Origin of the sequence: Mycobacterium sp. NPDC050551, assembly GCF_040674075.1 — a bacterium.
In the GTDB taxonomy this organism is placed as follows: Bacteria; Actinomycetota; Actinomycetes; order Mycobacteriales; family Mycobacteriaceae; genus Mycobacterium.
Map to the genome: position 1 here is coordinate 597,279 of NZ_JBFARC010000001.1, position 13,391 is coordinate 610,669.

14 protein-coding genes are annotated in these 13,391 nt (G+C 68.5%); 6 read left to right on the plus strand and 8 right to left on the minus strand.

Features of this window, described 5'->3' with window-relative positions:
* Positions 1-26: 26 nt before the first annotated feature.
* Positions 27-1,382, minus strand: coding sequence for a glutamine synthetase (locus AB0K11_RS02860; protein ID WP_364971963.1), 1,356 nt, complete (start codon positions 1,380-1,382; stop codon positions 27-29).
* Positions 1,375-2,040 (minus strand): hypothetical protein, encoded by a 666-nt coding sequence (locus AB0K11_RS02865; protein ID WP_364971964.1) that lies wholly within the window; start codon positions 2,038-2,040, stop codon positions 1,375-1,377. The genes AB0K11_RS02860 and AB0K11_RS02865 overlap by 8 nt, the downstream gene beginning before the upstream one ends.
* 154 nt (positions 2,041-2,194) lie before the next feature.
* Here AB0K11_RS02865 and AB0K11_RS02870 point away from each other — a divergent pair, with 154 nt between their 5' ends.
* Positions 2,195-3,193: an alpha/beta hydrolase gene (locus tag AB0K11_RS02870; protein WP_364971966.1), complete on the plus strand. Its 999-nt coding sequence runs from the start codon at positions 2,195-2,197 to the stop codon at positions 3,191-3,193.
* Here the strand turns inward: AB0K11_RS02870 and AB0K11_RS02875 are convergent.
* From AB0K11_RS02875 to AB0K11_RS02885, 3 genes are read right to left on the minus strand one after another with little or no spacing between them, the layout of a single operon-like run.
* Positions 3,173-4,339: an acyl-CoA dehydrogenase gene (locus tag AB0K11_RS02875; RefSeq protein WP_364971967.1), complete on the minus strand. Its 1,167-nt coding sequence runs from the start codon at positions 4,337-4,339 to the stop codon at positions 3,173-3,175. The two genes, AB0K11_RS02870 and AB0K11_RS02875, sit on opposite strands and share 21 nt — an antisense overlap.
* Positions 4,340-4,378: 39 nt before the next feature.
* A complete protein-coding gene (gene purE / locus AB0K11_RS02880; protein WP_364973668.1) occupies positions 4,379-4,933 on the minus strand; it encodes a 5-(carboxyamino)imidazole ribonucleotide mutase in 555 nt (184 codons plus the stop codon).
* On the minus strand, positions 4,930-6,087 hold the full coding sequence (locus tag AB0K11_RS02885; RefSeq protein WP_364973670.1) for a 5-(carboxyamino)imidazole ribonucleotide synthase: 1,158 nt from the start codon (positions 6,085-6,087) through the stop codon (positions 4,930-4,932). Before AB0K11_RS02885 ends, purE begins: the two co-directional genes overlap by 4 nt.
* Before the next feature lie 131 nt (positions 6,088-6,218).
* Here AB0K11_RS02885 and AB0K11_RS02890 point away from each other — a divergent pair, with 131 nt between their 5' ends.
* Positions 6,219-6,932 carry a GtrA family protein gene (locus tag AB0K11_RS02890; RefSeq protein ID WP_364971969.1) on the plus strand — a complete coding sequence of 238 codons (714 nt, stop codon included), beginning with the start codon at positions 6,219-6,221 and terminating at the stop codon, positions 6,930-6,932.
* Here AB0K11_RS02890 and AB0K11_RS02895 read toward each other — a convergent pair.
* Positions 6,887-7,405: a PH domain-containing protein gene (locus AB0K11_RS02895; RefSeq protein WP_364971971.1), complete on the minus strand. Its 519-nt coding sequence runs from the start codon at positions 7,403-7,405 to the stop codon at positions 6,887-6,889. The genes AB0K11_RS02890 and AB0K11_RS02895 overlap by 46 nt on opposite strands.
* Before the next feature lie 9 nt (positions 7,406-7,414).
* Positions 7,415-8,236: a biotin--[acetyl-CoA-carboxylase] ligase gene (locus tag AB0K11_RS02900; RefSeq protein WP_364971972.1), complete on the minus strand. Its 822-nt coding sequence runs from the start codon at positions 8,234-8,236 to the stop codon at positions 7,415-7,417.
* Between the two features lie 151 nt (positions 8,237-8,387).
* Between AB0K11_RS02900 and AB0K11_RS02905 the strand changes: the two genes are divergently transcribed.
* Positions 8,388-8,948 (plus strand): hypothetical protein, encoded by a 561-nt coding sequence (locus tag AB0K11_RS02905; RefSeq protein ID WP_364971974.1) that lies wholly within the window; start codon positions 8,388-8,390, stop codon positions 8,946-8,948.
* On the opposite strand, the gene AB0K11_RS02910 is transcribed toward AB0K11_RS02905, so the two are convergent.
* The gene (locus AB0K11_RS02910) at positions 8,942-10,417 is read right to left on the minus strand and encodes a sugar transferase (protein WP_364971976.1); all 1,476 of its coding nucleotides are present in this window, start codon (positions 10,415-10,417) and stop codon (positions 8,942-8,944) included. The two genes, AB0K11_RS02905 and AB0K11_RS02910, sit on opposite strands and share 7 nt — an antisense overlap.
* A 408-nt stretch (positions 10,418-10,825) precedes the next feature.
* Here AB0K11_RS02910 and AB0K11_RS02915 point away from each other — a divergent pair, with 408 nt between their 5' ends.
* Genes AB0K11_RS02915 through AB0K11_RS02925 form a run of 3 tightly spaced genes read left to right on the plus strand, consistent with a single transcriptional unit; the run spans position 10,826 to position 13,390 of the window.
* Positions 10,826-12,475, plus strand: coding sequence for an acyl-CoA carboxylase subunit beta (locus AB0K11_RS02915; RefSeq protein WP_364971978.1), 1,650 nt, complete (start codon positions 10,826-10,828; stop codon positions 12,473-12,475).
* A gap of 19 nt (positions 12,476-12,494) precedes the next feature.
* The gene (locus tag AB0K11_RS02920; RefSeq protein ID WP_364971979.1) at positions 12,495-12,773 is read left to right on the plus strand and encodes an acyl-CoA carboxylase subunit epsilon; all 279 of its coding nucleotides are present in this window, start codon (positions 12,495-12,497) and stop codon (positions 12,771-12,773) included.
* The gene (locus tag AB0K11_RS02925; RefSeq protein ID WP_364971981.1) at positions 12,770-13,390 is read left to right on the plus strand and encodes a nucleoside triphosphate pyrophosphatase; all 621 of its coding nucleotides are present in this window, start codon (positions 12,770-12,772) and stop codon (positions 13,388-13,390) included. Before AB0K11_RS02920 ends, AB0K11_RS02925 begins: the two co-directional genes overlap by 4 nt.
* The last annotated feature ends 1 nt before the right edge of the window (position 13,391 follow it).

Consider the following 13,391-nt stretch of genomic DNA (forward strand, 5'->3'; position numbering starts at 1 on the left):
CGCGCCCGGACGAACGGTGCAAGCCGTCACGGGAACTCGAAGTAGCGGGCCGACTCCCACTCGGACAGCTCGGCGAACGGATCACCGCCGGTGGTATGGAACTGCATCCATTCCCACCTCCGCGTACCGACCCAGTAGTCGACGAACTCGTCGCCGAGGTGCTCGCGCAGGATCAGGTCGTCGGCGAGCGCCGCGGCGGCCTTGGTGATGGTGTCAGGCAGCCGCTCCAGATCGGGCACGCACCACGCCAAGTCGCTGACGGCCTCAGGCGGCTCCAGCTCGCCGTCGAGGCCGGCCATCACGCCCGCCAGGATGACCGCGACCGCGAGGTACACGTTCGCGTCGGCGCCGGGAAGACGGTACTCGAGGCGGGAGTATGCCGGGTGTGCACACACTGCACGCACCGCGGTGCTCTTGTTGGCGATACCCCACGAAACGGTCGTCGGTGGGCCGCTCATGTCGACCAGGCGCCGATACGAGGTGATCTGCGGCAGCATGACCGATGTTGCCCCGCGGATTGTCGCGAGGAGCCCGCCGACCGCATGTCGCATCGTCGTCGACGGGCCGTCGGGGGCGTAGAACATGTTGGCGCCGTCCCGATTCAAGGACAGGTTGAGGTGAGAGGCCTGACCGTAACCAGCGGTCGGCTTCGCCATGAAGGTCACAGTGTGACCGCGGTCGAATGCCACTTCACGCATCACCTGTCGCGCGCGAGCCCAGTTGTCGCAGACTGAGATGGGACTACCAGGAACGAGATTGAGTTCCACTTGACCCGCGGCGTCCTCGTCGCTCCACGCTTCCCATTCGATCCCGATCTCGTCGAGGCGCCGGGCTACCGCCGACATGTAGTCGACCCAGTCCTTCGACTTCGCGAGGTGGTAGGCGGTTCCGGCCGAACCGCCGAGTGGGGTGAGGTCGCGATACCCCTTGGCGCGGGCCTCCTGAATGGATTCTTCGAACACCGTGGCCTCGATCTCGACGGCAATGGTGGCGGTGAAACCGCGCGTCGTGAGTCGCTCGACGAGCTTCCTGGTCAGGTTGCGGGGACAAGTCCCCACTGGGGAGCCGTCGGCCTGCCAGTAGTCACCGATCACCGAGTGCAGACCAGGTTCCCACTGCACGAGCGTGGACATGTCGGGCCGGAACGTCAGGTCGGACACGTGTCCGCGCCAGTCGGGGAAGGAGAACCCGAATGTCGGGGCGTTGCCCAGGTCGAGCCCGAAGAGCAAATCGGCCATCGCGAAACCCGAGGCCGCGCCGGCACAGAACTTCTTCGGTGCCAGATTCTTCCCGAGGAAGCAGCCCTCGTGATTGGTGGCCTCGAGTCGGACGCTGTGCACAGCGGCATCGAGATCGATTGTTGCCAAGTCGAGTTCAGACATTGAAGCGTACCTTCCATGATGCGGCCACCAGGACCGACAACTGAGTCAGCGTCCCGCGCACACCGAGCAGACCGGTCGACAGCGCAGCCAACAGGTCATCGGCTCCCGAGAAAATGCCGGCCAGCAGCTCCGGCGGGCCGGCCACGACATAGTGCGTCTCGCCGACGCCGACAACGTGCTGGGTCGGCCCGTCCGGACCGTCCGCGACCGCGACGAGCACGTCAGGGATGCCTGGAATAGCTCTGGCAGCCGCCCAGAATGTCTCGGCGGCGACCCGCCAGTCGGGCAGCGGCGGCGACAGCATGTTCAGCGCCATGTCAGCGAGATCGCCTGCCCCGATGGGCTCCTTGACCACGGCGAACCGCCGGTTGAGATCGACCGTGAGGCTCGCGTCGGGTTCCGCGAACACACCGCTGGACACCGTGACGCCGCAGTCGGAGGTGGTGATCGTCGCGGCTTGCGGGGTGTCATGCGAGCGGATGGCGACGGTGCCTCTGACGGCCGGAGCAGGAACGTCCGTCGTACGCGCACGAACGGAATCAGCAATGGTCCGACCGATCAGCCGGACAATCGGACTCGCGTCGTCCTCGATGCGGATGTCGAGCCCACCGTCCACGTCGGGCCCGCGTGTCACTGAATCGACTGTTGTTTCGGTCATTTCACCGTCCCTTGATTCCACGACGCCGCGCCTGCGCTACGCCGTCAGTGCTGGAAGTGCCGACGCGCATTATGGTCAATCGTCTTGGTCATATGACTAACATGGTGGGGCATGGATCGCTGAATGTCAACGACGCGGAGGGCAGAGGGCACTCATGGATAGCGACGCACCCGCATGGTGGAGCCTGCTCGATGACAGGGCCGCAGCGGTGGCCCGTGTGATCGCCCAGATCCTGCCTGAACCCGTCCGCGAGCTCGGGCCGGAGCGGGCCAGAGTGTTGTTGAACACGGCGGCATCCGCTGAACCACTCATCCAGCTCGACCGTGTCGATCAACTGACCGTGCCGTCCCGAAGCGGTGCGATCGCGGCTCGCCTTTACCGACCGAACACCGCCGTGCCGCCTAGCGGCAGCCCCGCCCTCGTGTACATGCACGGCGGAGGTTTCGTGCTGGGAACCCTGGACGGGGCCGACGAATTGTGCCGCGCGATCGCCGCTGGTTCCGATTGGACTGTCGTCTCCCTGGACTACCGCCTCGCACCCGAAACTCCCTATCCCGCAGCGCTCGACGACTGCATCGACGGCTACGCGTGGCTGCTCCGGTCGGCCTCGGCGCTCGGCATCGACCCGGACCGGATCGCGATCGGAGGCGACTCCGCAGGCGGCAACCTCGCCGCCGCCGTCTGCCTGCACCGTCGAGACGAAGGCACCGTCCTGCCCGTGACGCAGGTGGTCGCCTATCCCGCCGTGGACGCGACGTTCAACAGGCCTTCTTGGTTGGAGTTCGCCGACGCACTGCCACTGAGCGCCGCGGACGCGCGCTGGCTGTGGGACCAGTACGTCGGGCCGGGTCACCGGTCCGACGACCACCTCGCCGCACCGATGCGTGCCGGCACACTAGTCGGGTTGCCGCGCGCTCTGATCATCACCGCGGAGGTCGACCCGATCCGCGACGACGCCGAGGCGTACGCAACTCGCCTCCGCGGCGACGGCGTCCCAGTCTCCTTGACGAGGTACACCGGCGTTTTCCACGGCTTCCTCACCGAGGTAGGCACGTTCGAACAGGCGAGTCGAGCGGTCGAGGAGATCTGCGGGCACCTGCGCGCGGTCACGCAAGCGCCACTCGGCCGGGGACTACTTCAGCAGGGCGCGTGACATCACGACGCGCTGGATCTGATTGGTGCCCTCGTAGATCTGGGTGATCTTGGCGTCGCGCATCATCCGCTCCACCGGGAAATCGATGGTGTAGCCGGCGCCACCGAACAACTGCACAGCGTCGGTGGTGACCTCCATCGCGACGTCGGAGGCGAAGCACTTCGACGCCGCGGAGATGAAGCCCAGCGCCGGTTCGCCGCGCTCGGCGCGGGCCGCGGCGCTGTAGACCATCAGCCGGGCGGCCTCGACCTTCATCGCCATGTCGGCGAGCATGAACTGCACACCCTGGTTGTCACTCACCGGGCGGCCGAACTGCTTGCGGTCCTTGGTATAGGCGATCGCGGCGTCCAGTGCGCCCTGCGCGATGCCGACGGCCTGCGCGCCGATCGTCGGACGGGTGTGGTCGAGGGTGGCCAGGGCGGTCTTGAAGCCGGTGCCCGGCTCACCGATGATCCGGTCACCGGGGATGCGGCAGTTCTCGAAGTACAGCTCGGTGGTGGGCGAGCCCTTGATGCCGAGCTTCTTCTCCTTGGGCCCGACGCTGAAGCCCTCGTCGTCGAGGTGCACCACGAACGCCGAGATGCCGTTGGCGCCCTTGTCCGGGTCGGTCACCGCCATCACGGTGTACCAGTCGGACTTGCCGCCGTTGGTGATCCACGCCTTGGTGCCGTTGAGGATCCAGTCCTCGCCGTCGGCCTTCGCGCGGGTCCGCATGCCCGCCGCGTCACTGCCGGCTTCGCGCTCCGAGAGCGCATACGACGCCATCGCCCCGTCGACGAGGTCGGAGAGCACCTTCTTCTGGAGATCCTCCGAGCCGCGCAGGATCAGCCCCATCGTGCCGAGCTTGTTCACCGCCGGGATCAGCGACGCCGACGCATCGACACGGGCGACCTCCTCGATCACGATGCACGCCGCCACCGAGTCCGCACCCTGACCGCCGTACTCCTCGGGCACGTGCACGGCGTTGAAACCCGAGGCGTTCAACGCCTGCAGAGCCTCCTCGGGGAAGCGCGACTGCTCGTCCACCTCGGCGGCGTGCGGCGCGATCTCCTTCTCCGCGAGCGCGCGGATCGCGCTGCGCAACTCCTGATGTTCCTCAGGCAACTGGAACACGTCGAACGACTGATTACCGGCCCATTGAGCCATCGCGGCCTCCTAGCTACTCGTCGGTAACTTTACCCGCTGTCAGCCGTCGCCCAGCAACCGGTCCCGCAGCGCGGCGTCCTTGTCGAGCACCATCTGCTCGAGGTCGGCCTGGAACGCGGTCATCCGCTCGCGCAGCGCCGTGTCTCCGGCACCGAGGATTCGCACCGCCAGCAGGCCGGCATTGCGCGCTCCACCGATCGACACCGTGGCCACCGGTACGCCCGCAGGCATCTGCACGATCGACAGCAGCGAGTCCAGCCCGTCGAGCCGGGCCAGCGGCACCGGCACCCCGATGACGGGCAGCGGCGTCGCCGAGGCCACCATGCCGGGCAGATGGGCGGCACCGCCTGCGCCGGCGATGATCACCTCGATCCCCCGGTCGGCGGCGGTGCGCGCGTAGTCGAGCATCCGGCCGGGTGTGCGGTGTGCCGACACCACGCCGACCTCGAAGGGCACCTCGAACTCGGCGAGCGCCTCGGCGGCGTCGGCCATCACCGACCAGTCGCTGTCGCTGCCCATGATCACGCCGACTCGCGGCGCCGGTGCTGCTTCCCGGGTCGCTTCGCTCCTGCCCTCTGGTGCTCCGGAACTCATCTGTGCGGGTCCCATCCGTCGGTCCATTCGGCGTGCGACAGCCAGTGTGCCGCCCGTTCGGCACGCTCGCGGAGGTACTCCACGTCGCGCCCGGGGATGTTGACGTGCCCGATCTTGCGGCCGGGCCGCTCGGCCTTGCCGTACAGGTGCACCTTGGCGTCGGGCACCCGCGCGAACAGGTGGTGCAGCCGTTCGTCCATGGCCATCGCCGGTGTCTGCGCGGCGCCGAGGACGTTGGCCATCACCGTCACCGGGGTGAGCAGACCGGTGTCGCCGAGCGGATAGTCCAGCACGGCCCGCACATGCTGCTCGAATTGGCTGGTCCGTGCGCCGTCCATGGTCCAGTGCCCCGAGTTGTGCGGACGCATCGCCAGCTCGTTGACCAGGAGCCCGCCGTCGTCGGTCTCGAAGAGTTCAACGGCGAGCACTCCCACCACGCCGAGCTCCGACGCCAGGCTCAACGCCAGTTGCTGTGCGGCCGAACCGATTTCGTCGGACAAACCGGTGGCGGGGGCGATCACCGTCACGCAGATGCCGTCGCGCTGCACGGTTTCCACCACCGGCCACGCCGCCCCCTGCCCGAAGGGCGAACGGGCCACCAGCGCGGCGAGTTCGCGCCGCATCTGCACCCGCTCCTCGGCCAGCACGGCCACCCCGTCGGCCAGGTATCCGGCCACCACCTCGCGGGCGTGCCCGGCGTCTCGGGCCAGCACCACCCCGCGTCCGTCGTAGCCGCCGCGCACCGTCTTGATCACCACCGGCCCACCGACGGCGCGGGAGAAGGCGTCGACGTCGTCGACCGACGCGAGCGCCGTGTACCGGGGTATCGGCGCGCCGAGCGCCTCGAGTCGTCGGCGCATCACCAGCTTGTCCTGCGCATGGACCAGCGCGGTGGGCGGCGGCGCCACGTTGACGCCCTCGCGAACCAGCGTGTCGAGCAGTTCGGTGGGGACGTGCTCATGGTCGAAGGTCAGCGCGCTGGCCCCGGCGGCGGCCCGGCGCAGCGCATCGAGATCAGTGTGGGAGCCGAGCACCACGTCCGGGGCGACCTGGGCGGCGGGCTCGTCCGGACCGGTGGCCAGCACCCGCAGGGACTGACCGAGCGCGATTGCCGCCTGATGGGTCATCCGGGCCAGCTGACCCCCGCCGATCATGGCCACGACGGGCGGCGAGGAGGAATTCGTCGGCACGACGCCTATCGTGTCACGACCGCGCCCAGCGCCCTGACCTGGGGCGCAACCGTGGATTCCGCGTCGTCACGGGCCGTTACGTAGACTGCCTGCTTGTGTCCTTTGCCGATGCGACGATCAAGCGCCTTCCGGGGCCGATCCGTCCCTACGCCGAGCAGCACCACGAACTGATCAAGTTCGCCATCGTCGGTGCCACGACGTTCATCATCGACTCGGCGATCTTCTTCACGCTCAAGCTGACGATCCTGGAACCCAAGCCGGTGACCGCCAAGATCATCGCCGGCATCGTCGCGGTGATCGCGTCGTACATCCTCAACCGCGAATGGAGCTTCCGCGACCGGGGTGGCCGCGAGCGCCACCACGAGGCGCTGCTGTTCTTCGGGGTCAGCGGGGTCGGGGTGCTGCTGAGCATGGCGCCGCTGTACTTCTCCAGCTACGTGCTGGGCCTGCGGGTGCCCGAGGTGTCGCTGACCATCGAGAACATCGCCGACTTCGTCTCGGCCTACATCATCGGCAATCTGCTGCAGATGGCGTTCCGGTTCTGGGCGTTCCGCCGGTGGGTGTTCCCCGACGAGTTCGGGCGCAACCCGGAGCGGGCGCTGGAGTCCACCCTCACCGGCGGCGGTTTCGCCGAGGCGATGGAGGACCACCACGAGCACCAGGAGCAGGGACGCCTCGGCAAGGGCGCCGGGACCGGTCTGCGGTCGCACGGCACCACCGCCGACGGCACGGTCACACCGCTCCGCCGGCGCACCCGGCGTGGTCAGCTGGGCGACTCCTCGGAACCGAGGGTGTCGAAGACCTCGTGATACAGCAGTGAGTGCACCCGCTCCACGCGGGGAATGTCGTGGAACTCCAGCGGATCCTGAGCCGCCGACTCGATGATCAGCGTCCCGGTGCGCAGGATCCGGTCGAGCAGTCCGTGCCGGAACTCGACACTGTTGATCCGCGCCAGCGGGATGTCGATGCCGGAGCGGGTGAGCACGCCGTGCCGGAACATCACCCGCCGGTCGGTGATCACGAAGTGTGTCGTCCACCAGTTCAGGAACGGCCACACCGTCAGCCAGCCGATGAGCACCGCCCAGATCGCGGCGATGACGCCCAGCACGACCGTCTTGGCGGTGGGGTCCCAGCCGAGGGTGTTGACGTAGCCCGCGCCGAAGGCCGCCACCGCCGTCGCCAGCAGCAGCACCAGTACCGGTCCGATCAGCCGCTTCCAGTGCGGGTGCCGGTGCAGCACCACCTGCTCGTCGTTGGCCAGCACGTTCTCCGGGTAGCCCACGGCAGCACTCTACGACTCGAGCGGCCGCAGGTGGGTGATGTCGCCCGCGGACACGGCGGTCAGCTCGCCGGGCGTCCTGATCTGCAGCCGTCCGACGCCGTCGATGCCCTCGGCCACGCCTTCGACGGTGCGGTCACCGGGCAGCGTCGCGCGCACCCGGCTGCCCAGGGTGCGGCTGCGGGCCCGGTATGCGGCGGCCAGCGCGTCGTCCCGGCCGTGCGCGCGGCGCCAGCGGGTGGTCACCTCCGCGAGGTGGCGTAGCACCGCGGCGGCCAGCCCGTCCCGGTCGACGGGATCGACCCCGAGCATCGCCAGCGAGACGGCCACCGGATCGGGCGCCTCCTCGACGGTCATCGTCGCGTTGATCCCCAGTCCGACCACCACCGTCTGCGCGGGCGCGGCGACCTCGGCCAGGATGCCCGCCAGCTTGCCCGGCGCGTCCTGCGGGCCGACCTGCACGTCGTTGGGCCACTTCAGGCCTGCGGCCACACCCGCGATCTCCGCCACGGCGTCGACGACCGCCACTCCTGCGGCCAGCGGCAGCCATCCCCACGCGTCGGGGGCCACGTCGCTCACATCTACGCCGACCGACAGCGCCAGCTGCGAGCGCGGCGGTGCGGACCACCGGCGGCCGTGCCGGCCGCGCCCGGCGCTCTGATGCTCGGCGATCAGCACCGCACCGGCGATGTCCTCTCCCGCGGCGGACCTGGCCAGCAGGTCGGCGTTGGTGGACCCCGTCTCCTCGACGACGTCGAGTCTGGTCCACGGCAGCGTGGTCAGGCCGCTGCGCAGAAAGTCCGCGTCGAGTGCCGGTCGCTCGTCGATGCCCACGGGCTCAGGCTAGAGCTCCCGGCCTCACACATCCGGGGCGGGGTGCATCCACAGCGCGAGACAGCAACATTGCGATCGCATCCATCATGCCGAATGCTGTTATCGTCGTGAGGGTTTGCCATTTCAACAATCGATCTGGTAAACAACGATCATGAAGCGGTCTCTCGTCGGGCTCGGCGCGCTCGTTCTCGTCGTCGGGGGCTGCACCGACGAGGCCGGTTACGTGCTGCCGCCGAAGGAGCAGGCCGTGGCGACCGCGACGAGCGCCGAAGCGACGACCACGACGGCGACTGACCCGTCCCGGCCGCAGCCCCTTGGCACCTCCCTCACCCTCGGCCCGGAGGGTGCCGAAATCGAGGTGACCGCCGACGAGATCAACCAGGACAGCGCGCCGACGATCATGCCGCCGGGCGGCGGTCACTGGGCCGGCACCCGTGTCCGCACGTGCGCCAAGGGTGACCCGTCGACCCGGGTCGACGTGGGATCGTCGGAGTGGAGCGCCACCGACGCCGTGGGCGTCGTGTACAACGCGAGCACCTTGACCGAGGTCGGCTTCCCCGACGAGTTGTATCCGACCGCGTCGACCCTCACCGCCGGTCAGTGCGCCGCAGGCTGGGTGATGTTCCCCGCGGGATTCAAGGCGGTGCTGACATCCGTCACCTTCACGCTCGACAGTGCGACCAAGGCGACCTGGACGATGCCCGTTCAGTAGGCGCCGGTCGCGCGGAACACCGCGCTGGCCGTCTTCATCGCGATCGCGAGGTCGCCGAGCATCGACCAGTTCTCGACGTAGGAGAGGTCGAGCCGCACCGAGTCCTCCCATGACAGGTCGGAGCGCCCGCTCACCTGCCACAGACCGGTGATCCCCGGCCGCACCAGCAGCCGGCGCTTGACGTGGTCGTCGTAGGCCTCGACCTCGCTGCGCAGCGGGGGCCGCGGGCCGACCACGCTCATCTCGCCGGTGACGACGTTCATGAACTGGGGTAGCTCGTCGAGGCTGTAGCGGCGCAGGAAGCGCCCGACGCCGGTGACACGCGGGTCGTGGCGGATCTTGAACAGCATCGCGCCGCCCTCGTTGAGGTGGGCGATGTCGGCCAGCCGCCGATCGGCGTCGACCACCATGCTGCGGAACTTGATCATCTTGAACGGCTTGCCGTCGATGCCGATGCGTTCGGACCGGTACAGCACGGGCCCGCGGCTGGTCGCCTTCACGGCCACGGCCGCCGCCAGCAGCACCGGCGAGGTGAGCACCAGCACGGTCAGCGCGAAGCAGACGTCGAACGCCCGCTTCTGGAACCGCTTGGCGCCGTCGTAGCGCGGTTTGTCGACGTGCAGCAGTGGCAGGCCGCCCACCAGGCGGACGGTGAGCCGGGGACTCGCGACGTCGGCCATGCCGGGCGAGACCACCAGGTCGACATCGAGCTTCTCGAGCTGCCACGACAGGTCGCGGATGCCGTCGGCATCGAGGTGTCCGGAGGTCAGCACGACGGTGTCGGCGCCGGACATGGCGACCGCCGTGGCGATGTCCGTGTCGTACGGATAGGCGGGCACCGGACCGTCCGGCGGGATGTGCAGGGTGTCACGCGCCATCTGGCCGGGCACACAGACGCCGACGAGGCGGTAGCCGTCGCTGGGCGCCCGGGCCAACGACTTCGCCAGCGCCCGAACGGAATCCGGCCGACCGACCGCGAGGACGGTGTGCATGAATGCCCCACGCCGCCGGTGCCGCACCACGAACCGGCGCGAGAGCCATCTGCTCACCGTGAGCGCGAGCAGACCGAGTGGGAACGCGATCGCGAGGTACCCGCGGGCGATCTCGATCCGCAGCAGGGTGGTGGCGACGGCGATCACGCCGAACACCGACAGCGTCGCCATCCAGACGCGGCGGTACTCCTCGATGCCACTACCCAGGATCTGGACCGACCGGGTGCGGTGGACGGTCAGCGCCGCGATCCACAGCGCCGCGATGGACGCCGAGACCAGGATGTAGTCGATCGAGCCTAGGCCGACCAGGCTGGTCGCGGTCAGATCGCCGAATCGAAGCATCTGGGCCAGCGCGACGACACCGATCACGATCAGCGTGTCCGACGACATCAGCCAGCGTGCGTAGTGCACCTGCCATTCGCGCAGGCCGGGCCGTGCCACCGCAGTGATGCCGGGGGCAGCGGAGACAGACGTCACGGTCTGAAAACTCATCGGCCAGAATCGCCTTTTCTATTCGCCACTCGCAATACTGGCTAATACTTACACAGCCTGAGTTGTCTGCCAACCAACCACACCGCCGTGTTACCTAGATCACTTCCCGCCGCCGACGCGCTTTTCGGACCCAATGCGCTGGCCACACCGCGTCGACCTGAACTAACGCGTAGGAAAGCTGTAACAGTGCTGGCAGCGTTCCGTGCATCCTCACACAGTCCTCAACGACCACCCGCCCGCGGCGGGCAGCGCCGTGACCACCGAACATGTCGCTTCTGTGCAGATCTAGCAAATGATTCGGACGTCGCCATAGCTGAGGCTACGGATCGCCGCTCGGTTCTCGGAACAATGGGGACGTCGCGGGCACAGGGCGTGCCGATAGCATCGACACCCATGACGAGCGTTACCGAGCCTTCCCAGACGCCCACGGACGGGTCCGCCGAGCACGAGCCGGACATCCACACCACCGCAGGCAAGCTGGCCGACCTGAAGAAGCGCACCGACGAGACGCTGCATCCCGTCGGGGAGGCCGCGATCGAGAAGGTGCACGCCAAGGGCAAGCTGACCGCCCGCGAGCGGATCCTGGCACTGCTGGACGAGGACTCCTTCGTCGAGCTCGACGCGCTCGCCAAGCACCGCAGCACCAACTTCGGCCTGCAGCAGAACCGGCCGGTCGGCGACGGCGTGGTGACCGGCTACGGCACGGTGGACGGCCGCGACGTGTGTGTGTTCAGCCAGGACGCCACCGTGTTCGGCGGCAGCCTCGGCGAGGTCTACGGCGAGAAGATCGTCAAGGTGCAGGAGCTGGCGATCAAGACGGGCCGCCCCCTGATCGGCATCAACGACGGCGCCGGTGCTCGCATCCAGGAGGGCGTCGTCTCGCTCGGCCTGTACAGCAAGATCTTCCACAACAACATCAAGGCGTCCGGGGTGATCCCGCAGATCTCGCTGATCATGGGCGCCGCAGCGGGCGGACACGTCTACTCCCCCGCGCTGACCGACTTCGTCATCATGGTCGACCAGACCAGCCAGATGTTCATCACCGGGCCGGACGTCATCAAGACCGTCACCGGCGAGGAGGTGACGATGGAGGAGCTCGGCGGCGCGCACACCCACATGGCCAAGTCCGGGCTGGCGCACTACGTCGCCTCCGGCGAGCAGGACGCCTTCGACTACGTTCGCGACCTGCTCTCGTACCTGCCGCCCAACAACTACGCCGACCCGCCGCGGTACCCGTCGCCGAACCCCTCAGGCCCCATCGAGGAGACCCTCACCGACGAGGACCTCGAACTCGACACGCTGATCCCGGACTCGCCGAACCAGCCGTACGACATGCACGAGGTGATCACCCGGATCCTCGACGAGGACGAGTTCCTCGAGGTGCAGTCCGGCTACGCGACGAACATCATCGTCGGATTCGGCCGGGTGGACGGCAGGCCGGTCGGCATCGTCGCCAATCAGCCCACCCAGTTCGCCGGCTGCCTCGACATCAACGCCTCGGAGAAGGCTGCGCGGTTCATCCGCACCTGCGACTGCTTCAACATCCCGATCATCATGCTGGTGGACGTGCCGGGATTCCTGCCCGGCACCGACCAGGAGTTCAACGGCATCATCCGCCGTGGCGCGAAGCTGCTGTACGCCTACGGCGAGGCGACGGTCGCCAAGATCACCGTCATCACCCGCAAGGCCTACGGCGGCGCCTACTGCGTGATGGGGTCCAAGGAGATGGGCGCCGACGTCAACGTCGCGTGGCCGACGGCCCAGATCGCGGTGATGGGCGCCTCCGGCGCCGTCGGCTTCGTCTACCGGCAGCAGCTCAAGGAAGCCGCGAAAGCGGGCGACGATGTGGACGCGCTGCGGCTGCAGCTGCAGCAGGAGTACGAGGACACGCTGGTGAACCCGTACATCGCCGCCGAGCGCGGCTATGTCGACGCGGTCATCCCGCCTTCGCACACCCGCGGTTACGTCGCCACTGCGCTGCGGCTTCTGGAGCGCAAGATCACCCAGACCCCGCCGCGCAAGCACGGCAACATCCCGCTGTGAGGCCCAGAAAGGCGAGCGCATGAACCACGATGCCGACATCACCGAGGTCAGCGATCCCCGGCAGATGACGATCGACCAGCCTGCGCCGGCCGCCCCGGAGTTCCATGTCGTCAAGGGCTCGCCGACCGAGGCGGAGATCGCGGCCCTGGTGACCGTGCTCGCCGGCGCCTCGGGCGCCCCGACCGAACACGGTCCGCAGGAGCTCAACCCGTGGGGTCACCCGGTCGACAAGCTGCGCTATCCGGTGTTCAGCTGGCAGCGCGTCACCCTGTTGCAACGGACCCACATGAGGCGATGACCCGGGTCGTTCTGGGTTCGGCGTCGGTGGGCCGACTGGGCGTACTGCGCCAGGCCGGCCTCGACCCGCTGGTGATCGTCTCGGGCGTGGACGAGGATGCCGTGATCGCCTCGCTGGGTCCGGCCGCCCCGGCGGATGTGGTGTGTGCACTCGCCGACGCGAAGGCGGACGACGTGGTGGGCCGCCTTCCCGGCGACGTCGCGGCGGACTGCGTGGTCATCGGATGCGATTCGATGCTCGCCCTCGACGGCCGCCTGCACGGCAAGCCGGGCACAGCGGATGCCGCCCGTAGGCAGTGGCAGACGATGGCCGGCCGCGCCGGCGCGCTGCACACCGGCCATGCAGTGCTCCGGGTCCGCGACGGCGAGACCGTCCAGAAAGCCGTCGAATCACGAGACACGACAGTGCATTTCGCAACGCCGAGCGAGGCCGATCTGGACGCCTACGTCGGCACCGGCGAACCATTGGGCGTGGCAGGCGCATTCACCCTCGACGGGTACGGCGGGTGGTTCGTCGATCGCATCGAGGGCGACCCGTCGAATGTGATCGGCCTCAGCCTGCCGCTGACCCGCCGGCTGCTCGACCGCGTCGGGGTCCCCGTCACCGCACTCTGGTAGC

Coding starts and splice junctions, on each gene's coding strand:
- AB0K11_RS02860 (WP_364971963.1), bottom strand. CDS start 1,382: ATGTCTGAACTCGACTTGGCAACAATCGATCTCGATGCCGCTGTGCAC.
- AB0K11_RS02915 (WP_364971978.1), top strand. CDS start 10,826: ATGACGAGCGTTACCGAGCCTTCCCAGACGCCCACGGACGGGTCCGCC.
- AB0K11_RS02925 (WP_364971981.1), top strand. CDS start 12,770: ATGACCCGGGTCGTTCTGGGTTCGGCGTCGGTGGGCCGACTGGGCGTA.
- AB0K11_RS02920 (WP_364971979.1), top strand. CDS start 12,495: ATGAACCACGATGCCGACATCACCGAGGTCAGCGATCCCCGGCAGATG.
- AB0K11_RS02875 (WP_364971967.1), bottom strand. CDS start 4,339: ATGGCTCAATGGGCCGGTAATCAGTCGTTCGACGTGTTCCAGTTGCCT.
- AB0K11_RS02870 (WP_364971966.1), top strand. CDS start 2,195: ATGGATAGCGACGCACCCGCATGGTGGAGCCTGCTCGATGACAGGGCC.
- AB0K11_RS02905 (WP_364971974.1), top strand. CDS start 8,388: ATGAAGCGGTCTCTCGTCGGGCTCGGCGCGCTCGTTCTCGTCGTCGGG.
- AB0K11_RS02865 (WP_364971964.1), bottom strand. CDS start 2,040: ATGACCGAAACAACAGTCGATTCAGTGACACGCGGGCCCGACGTGGAC.
- purE (WP_364973668.1), bottom strand. CDS start 4,933: ATGAGTTCCGGAGCACCAGAGGGCAGGAGCGAAGCGACCCGGGAAGCA.
- AB0K11_RS02885 (WP_364973670.1), bottom strand. CDS start 6,087: ATGATCGGCGGGGGTCAGCTGGCCCGGATGACCCATCAGGCGGCAATC.